The following is a 7,314-nucleotide window of genomic DNA, read 5'->3' as shown; positions in this document are numbered from 1 at the left end:
CCGACGAGCCGCCTGATCACCGCCCGCCATGTCCGTGCTGCGGCGGGCACATGACCATCATCGAGGCCTTCGCGCGTTGGTATCAGCCTCGCGCACCGCCGGCGCCAACATTCCTGACCCGGAAATACGCGCCATGATCCGGCATGGCTCACCCTACAGCATGGCCGAGGTCATTCCGTCTCGGCCCATACGGAAAAGTGCGCCCACCTCACGGGCTCGATCAAAACAGCGCACATTGCATACCGGGTCAGGGAAGCAACGCGGCCTAATCGTACCCAAAGCCCTTGCCAGCCTGCCTATGATGGGCAAACTGGCACGTCTGCCTCAGTCAACCAGATCCACACCAAAGCCCTTTTGCCCATAGATCGGTGGATGGGGCCCGCGGGTTCCTCCATGTCAGGATTCCGTACGCAAGCGCCCGAAATCCTTGGACTTTGCGGTCATTCCCAAACACTATGATGAATGACGGTTCTCGCCAAAACCCGGCATTACCCCGCTTACCTCCGCGGCCTGCCGATCCGCCGAAGAGATGCGTGGTGATGGTGCCGATGAAAACCAATAGCGCCATTGGCAGGAGAACGCCGCCGCCTGGCTCATGGATTTGCTCAACGATCAGATTGTTGCCCGCTTCGAACGATTGTCTGTGGGATGGTAGAGCAGGGCAATTGCCGCTCCGCCTGCCGGCAAAGGTCGAGGCCAAGGATGCCACGCGCTTGGCCTAAGCTTCCTTCTCCGCCCACGGAAGCAACGTCTCCGCAATTGTGGCAGCGAGGCGGTGATAGGCATCGCTGCGTGGGGATGAACTGCGCCATACCATCGTGACCTGACGCACAGGCGCCCGCCGCGACAATGGCCGTGCGACAATCAGCTTCTCCCGCAGAACATCCGAGCGGACATAGAGCGCAGGTAGCAGCGACAGCCCCATTCCGGTGGTCACCATGAGGCGAAGAGTGTCGAGCGTCGTCCCGGCGTAATCCTGGGCCTGGAGCGCGCCAAAATCATTGCAGAGCGCAGCAATCTCATCATGGAGCCGACGTCCACGCTCCATGACCAATATCGTCTCGCCTGCAATGGCTTCGGGATCAATCACCGCATGCTGGGCGAGCCGGTGATCCGTCGGCATGACCAATTGGAGCGGCTCCCGGATCAGGGGAGTGCTGGTGAAATCCGGGTGATTGATCGCCTCTGGCAAGAGCAGCAGATCATGCGTGCCGTCGGAGAGCTTCGAGGGGAGATTTTCCAGACGATCCTCGCGGACGAAAATGCGCATGTCCGGGTAACATGCGCGAAGCGATGGCATCGCGACGGACAAGACATAGGCACCGACGGTTTGGACGACGCCCATTTGAAGCGTGCCCTTAAGGCCTCCCTGTTCGTCGCGCCGGGCCACTTCCTTTATGTCGTCGACATCCGCCAACACGCGTCTTGCCCGATGGGCGATCTCGATCCCCACTGGTGTCAGGATCACCCGTGCCCGCGTCCGCTCCACAAGGCGCGCTTTGAGTCTGCCTTCCAGCTCCTTGAGTTGAAGGCTAAGGGTCGGCTGAGTGACGTGGCATGCTTGAGCAGCACGGCTGAAACTGAGCGTGTCGGCGACTGCGACCAGGTAACGAAGCTGCTGTAACGTCGGCATGCCTATGCCTTATAGCCTGTAGCTATAAGCAGCAACGAAACTTCCAATTTCCCTCGCACTCGCTTTTGTGAATATCAGCGGCTTCGGCAGTTTGTGTCACTCGCTTTGGCGGGTGTTTTTGGGCGGCCAGTAACCCTCAACCCTGACGACCCACAGCCAAGGCCGACCGCATGACGGACTATCACCGCATCCACCCCAGTGCCCTGCGCCGATTTCTGGATGCGCAATCTTCTGCTGGACTCGTCCTGATGGGCGCGGCAGCGGCAGCCCTTATCATCGCCAACTCTCCGCTTGGCCCGGGATATGAAGCACTGCTTCATCTCTATATCGGGCCGTTGTCTCTGGGACACTGGATCAACGATGCGCTGATGGCGGTCTTTTTCCTGCTTGTCGGTCTGGAGATCAAACGTGAGATGCTCGATGGCCAGCTTTCGAGCTGGTCGAGGCGTGTTCTGCCAGGGATCGCAGCAGCCGGAGGAATGATCGCTCCTGCCCTTGTTTACGTTGCTTTCCACCAGGGCGCATCGGTGCATGGCTGGGCCATTCCGGCAGCCACTGATATCGCCTTCGCACTTGGCGTTATCTCGATGCTCGGCAGCCGTGTGCCGGCGTCGCTCCGCATATTCCTGACAGCCCTGGCGATTATCGACGATCTGGGCGCCGTAATTATCATTGCTTTTTTCTATACGGCTGACCTGTCGGTCATCGACCTTGCCGCAGCGGGAGGTGTGGTCGCCGCGCTGATCGCCCTCAATCGGTTCAAGGTGCGTCGTCTCAGCCCGTACCTGCTACTGGGTATCCTGCTATGGGTGCTGGTCTACCGATCCGGCATTCACGCGACGCTGGCTGGTGTCGTTCTGGCTTTGACTATCCCAATGGACCGGACCCCTGCGCGTCCGGACAGTGAAACGAAAGGTCCGCTGCACCGGGTTGAGCATTTCCTGCATTTGCCGGTTGGCTTCCTGATCGTGCCAATTTTCGGCCTCGCCAATGCGGGCGTCCCGGTGCTGAGCCTGCCCGCCGAAGCACTGGCTGCGCCGGTCACGCTGGGCGTGGCGCTCGGCTTGCTGATCGGTAAGGTAATCGGCGTCTTCGGGTTTTCCATGCTTGCGATCCGTTTTGGGTTCGCGGACCTGCCCGCTCATGCAAGCCGACTACAGATGCTTGGCGTCGCCTTTCTGTGCGGCATCGGCTTCACGATGAGCTTGTTCATCACGCTTTTGGCATTTCCCGGCGAAGCGTTGCTCCAGTCGGAAGCCAAGATCGGCATCCTGGCTGGTTCATTTCTGTCCGGAATTATCGGCTACGCCATCTTACGCTGGGCGCAACCGGAACGAGCAAAACCGGCAATCTGACCCACCCCGAAAACGGGCGGCAGGCCGCCCTCCATGACAGTATCTGGAGCATTACCGCGTTGTCGTTCATCCCCACAGCCATCCGCACTCTTCCCTTGGGGATGCTGGCAACCTTGATCGCGATCGTAATGTTCGGTCTTGCTACCCTCTACTCCGCAGCGGGCGGCTCGATTTCGCCCTGGGCTTCCAACCAGGGCCTTCGCTTTGTACTGCTGTCCGGGTTGATGTTCGCTCTGTCGCGCATCTCCGTGGCCCGCTGGATGGACATTGCCTATCCGCTATACGGCGTCACGCTCGTACTGCTGCTGATCGTCGAACTGTTCGGCAAAATCGGTATGGGTGCGCAACGCTGGATCGACCTCGGTTTTATACGGTTGCAGCCGTCCGAGTTCATGAAGATCGCGGTCGTGCTCAGCCTCGCCAAGTTTTTTCACCGGCTACCGGCGATCTATGTCAGCACACCATCGGTGCTTGTTGCGCCGATCGCCCTTTTCGCTGTCCCCGCTGCGCTGGTAATGCTCCAGCCCGACCTTGGCACCGCCATGATGATTTCCATGGCGAGCGTGCTCGTAATCTTTCTCGCCGGTGTCGGCCTACGCTGGTTCTTAACAGCGGGTGCCGCTCTTCTTGCCGCACTCCCAGTCGCATGGAGCATGCTGCACGATTATCAGAAAAATCGGGTGCTGGTGTTCATGGACCCGGAAGGCGATCCATTGGGCACGGGCTATCACATTACCCAATCGAAAATAGCGATCGGATCAGGCGGACTGTTCGGCAAGGGTTTCCTTGATGGCACCCAAAGCCACCTAGCCTATTTGCCCGAAGCGCACACCGATTTCATCTTCGCGACAATGGCGGAAGAGTGGGGCGTCATGGGCGGGCTCTTCGTCGTGTTGACTTACGGTTATCTCATTCGCTGGGGCTGGCGCCTGGGCGTCGCCGGTGACACGATCTTCACCCGACTGACGGCTTGCGGCCTGGCCTTCACCATCTTCCTCTATGTGTCGATCAACCTTGCCATGGTGATGGGGCTGGCGCCGGTCGTCGGCATTCCGCTGCCGCTCATGTCCTATGGAGGCTCAGCGATGATGACGGTGCTGATCCTGCTCGGCATCCTGATGGCCATCCACCGTGAGAACGTAGGCGGATCGCGCCTGAACAGCACTGGATCGTTCGCTGTCTGAATTTGAAGAACGATTATGAAGTGACAGTTGGATTGCCAAATGACTGCTTACGTCGAAATAGGTCGTTCCTCGAACTAGGCCGAAATGGCCGGACGTGGTCGCGAGCTGCCGGAAGAGCGGAAGGTCTGCACCTGGGGAGCCGAATTCTGGCTCTGAGCGACGGGCATGGGTCGATGGCGGCAGGACTGATCCTCTCTGCGTTGCTGTTCAGTGCCGATGAGGCTGATGGGCGGCATAGTGGCCATTACTGCCAAAGTTGGATCTACATTTTGGCAAGCGGTGATTTTGGTCTTGAAAAATAATGATAATAGAAACGATTTTTTCGTTTATGAGAGGGTGTGAGTTAAGCACAGCTTGCACGGATTGCGTCGAAAATATGGCTGCATCGAATTCGCGATTTCGAACGATACTACTCAGCAATGTAATTCTACTTTTTGCCGGAAGCAGGGTGGCCGCGCAGGAGGTGCCGCCGGTTAATCCCGAAGACATCGTGGTGCGCAACCAGTTGCCGGCTACGGAGGTAGAACCGCTGCGCCGCTTCGACCCGCAGGAACTGCGGGCGATGGGCATTTCGAGCATCGCTGATATGATCCAGCGCCTGGGGGCACAACTCAAGGGGCCCGATGGTTCAGCCCCCGTCTACGCCATCAATGGACGGCGCCCCCTGGACGCCACCGAGGTCAACACCCTTCCTTTCGACGGCATCCAGTCGATCGAGTTGCTTCCGCAGGAAGCAGCACCGCGCCTTGGCTATCCGCCGAACCAACCGGTGCTGAACTTTGCGACCAAAGCGAAATTCCATGGCTACGAGGCCATGGCCAGCGGACAGTCCAGCACGGACGGCGGCGGCGGTACGGCGGACAGCAGCATCGGCATGACGCGACTGCGCGGCAAGAGCCGCCTGAGCATCACGGCTTATGTCACGCAGCAGGCCGAACTGCGGCAGGAAGACCGGCGGATCAGTCCCGACCCCGCAATCCCTTTCGACATTCTCGGGAATGTAACCGGAATCGGAGGCGGCGAGATCGACCCCCGGCTTAGCGAACTCGCTGGAACGGCGGTTCCCATCGCCGCCATCCCGAAGGCACCGGATGCGCGCGGAACCCTTGCCGCATACCTGCCGAGTGCCAACCGGCCGAACGTGACCGACCTCGGCCCCTATCGCAGTCTGCGCCCTCGCCAGCGCAGGACAAAGCTGTCGGGGTTCGTGAGCCAGCCTCTTGGCGGCAGCGTGACGGGCATGCTGAGCCTTTCGATCGAACGCAGACGAAACTGGTCGCTGCAAGGGCTCGCCACTGCCTCGATTCTCGTACCCGCCGGCAATGCGACCTCGCCCTTCGACACCGACGTGATCGTGAACCGTTACCTGAATGAACTGCCGGTACTCAAGCAGACAGGAAGCGATAACACCTTCCAGGCGGGCGCTGGGCTGGTCGGATCGATGGGGGGCTGGAACTGGACGCTTCGGCTCAACCACGACGTAGTCCGCAATCGCACCGATAGTGATCTCGGGTTTGACATGACCGGCACGCAGCAGGCGGTCAGCATGGGCGGCGATGCCTTCTCGCCGATCATTTCAGGGGATGTAGGGCCGGTCATCAGGGATCGTGCGCGATCGACGGTGCGGAACAGCGAAGCCCAGCTCGTGGTGGACGGCATTCCCGCCACCCTGCCGGCAGGCCCGCTTACCCTGACAACGACATTGAGCGGGCTGCGATCTGGTACGGACAGCACCTCATGGTCATTTCCCGATGCGAACGTCTCACTCAACCGCGACCAGGCAGGCGGTAGTGTCACCGCAAGCATTCCCATTGCCTCAGCGGCATATGAAGTGCTGCCGTTCCTGGGTCGCCTCTCGGCCGAAATTTCCGGCGGCGCAAGCACGGTAAGCCGTCATGGGACACTGCTGAACGGGCATCTCGGATTGAACTGGGCGCCTACGAAGCGCGTGCAATTTCTGGCAACGCTGAAACATGCAGAGACTGCGCCTATTCTCGCGCTGATCGGCGCACCGCGCATCACAACCCCGAACACGCCCTTCGTCGATCTGGTTTCAGGCGAAAGCCTGTTCGTCACGTCTGTCTTGGGCGGCAATCCCGATCTTCTGGCCGAACGGCGGCGTACACTGACCGTAACCGCCAATCTGACGCCGCTCAAGACGGACGCGGTGCACACGAGCCTGATCTACGAAGATTCCACGATCCGCGACCAGTCTTCCAGCGTTTCCGTTCTGACCCCGGCGATCTCCGCAGCATTTCCGGATCGCTTCGTACGGGACGCTTCGGGGAAACTCGTGAGCGTGGACTTCAGTCCCGTCAACCTGTACCGCGAGCTTCAACGGACGCTGAAGGCAACCCTGTCCTATGGTGGCCCACTCGGTTCGCCGCCGCAGTCCCCAACGCAGGGCGCCCCGCCGAAAGTCACTTATCTCAACGCCTCGCTGACGCCGACGCTCAAGCTGGAGGACCAGCTTTGGCTCGGCCCGGGCACGGTCCCGCTCGATCTCCTCGACGGCGATAGCATCACTGCGAGCGGCGGACGATCCTGCTGGGACGTGCAGGCGGATTTTAGCCTGTTCCGAGACGGGCTGGGCCTCTACCTCCAGTCGATTTGGCATTCCGGCAGCCGCGCGCGAAACCCGGCGCCCACCGCCGACCTGTCCTTCGCGCCGCTCGGAACGACAAACCTGACCGTCTACAGCGACCTTGAGCGCTTGTTGCCGAATGAAGGCTGGGCGAAGAAGCTGATGATCGATGTCATGGTTCACAACATAGCGAACACCCGGCCGCGCGTGCGGGACAGGCTCGGCACGACGCCTGTTGCTTACCAGCCTGCCTATCTCGACCCGCTGGGCAGGACCGTCACTCTACGCATGTTCAAGCGGTTTTGATGTTTGCGCAGAAGCGGACGGTCCGCGCCTGCGGAGTAAAAAACCTCGGCTGAGCGGCTGATTAGGGTCGACTGCTTACGCGGAAAGCAACGGTTGCGCGGCTACTGCCCATCACTCAGTGCTGAATCGGGTTCGCCAAAAACCCCTTCCTTAAACGTTGCGTGAAGATCCCGGCCACTGGCGGCCTCCATGGCATTTTCCAGATCAATGCTGGTGACGGTTCCGCCAGCGTTCTTGCGGGTATAGTCGCGC

At 60.2% G+C, this 7,314-nt stretch carries 4 protein-coding genes and 1 pseudogene; 4 read left to right on the top strand and 1 reads right to left on the bottom strand.

Going from position 1 to position 7,314, the window contains the following annotated elements; all coding sequences use genetic code 11:
* Positions 1-137 (top strand): annotated as a pseudogene (locus RT424_RS23460) (IS91 family transposase); the annotation flags it as partial.
* Between the two features lie 581 nt (positions 138-718).
* Here the strand turns inward: RT424_RS23460 and RT424_RS23450 are convergent.
* Positions 719-1,633, bottom strand: coding sequence for a hydrogen peroxide-inducible genes activator (locus RT424_RS23450; RefSeq protein WP_313443153.1), 915 nt, complete (start codon positions 1,631-1,633; stop codon positions 719-721).
* 170 nt (positions 1,634-1,803) lie between these two features.
* Here RT424_RS23450 and nhaA point away from each other — a divergent pair, with 170 nt between their 5' ends.
* The 3 genes from nhaA (at position 1,804) to RT424_RS23435 (ending at position 7,062) form a co-directional block, all read left to right on the top strand.
* Complete coding sequence (gene nhaA, locus RT424_RS23445; protein WP_313443151.1) at positions 1,804-2,988, top strand: Na+/H+ antiporter NhaA; 1,185 nt, start codon at positions 1,804-1,806, stop codon at positions 2,986-2,988.
* 59 nt (positions 2,989-3,047) lie between these two features.
* Positions 3,048-4,172 carry a rod shape-determining protein RodA gene (gene rodA, locus RT424_RS23440; RefSeq protein ID WP_409521580.1) on the top strand — a complete coding sequence of 375 codons (1,125 nt, stop codon included), beginning with the start codon at positions 3,048-3,050 and terminating at the stop codon, positions 4,170-4,172.
* Positions 4,173-4,473: 301 nt separating this feature from the next.
* Positions 4,474-7,062 carry a hypothetical protein gene (locus RT424_RS23435; protein ID WP_313443150.1) on the top strand — a complete coding sequence of 863 codons (2,589 nt, stop codon included), beginning with the start codon at positions 4,474-4,476 and terminating at the stop codon, positions 7,060-7,062.
* The last annotated feature ends 252 nt before the right edge of the window (positions 7,063-7,314 follow it).

This window comes from Novosphingobium sp. (assembly GCF_032093395.1).
Lineage (GTDB): Bacteria > Pseudomonadota > Alphaproteobacteria > Sphingomonadales > Sphingomonadaceae > Novosphingobium.
The sequence above is the reverse complement of the archived record's forward strand: the minus strand, read 5'-3'. Positions and strand labels throughout refer to the sequence as shown.

Excerpts from the sequence above, each read along its gene's own strand:
- nhaA (WP_313443151.1), top strand. The coding sequence starts at position 1,804 with ATGACGGACTATCACCGCATCCACCCCAGTGCCCTGCGCCGATTTCTG.
- RT424_RS23435 (WP_313443150.1), top strand. The coding sequence starts at position 4,474 with ATGATAATAGAAACGATTTTTTCGTTTATGAGAGGGTGTGAGTTAAGC.
- RT424_RS23450 (WP_313443153.1), bottom strand. The coding sequence starts at position 1,633 with ATGCCGACGTTACAGCAGCTTCGTTACCTGGTCGCAGTCGCCGACACG.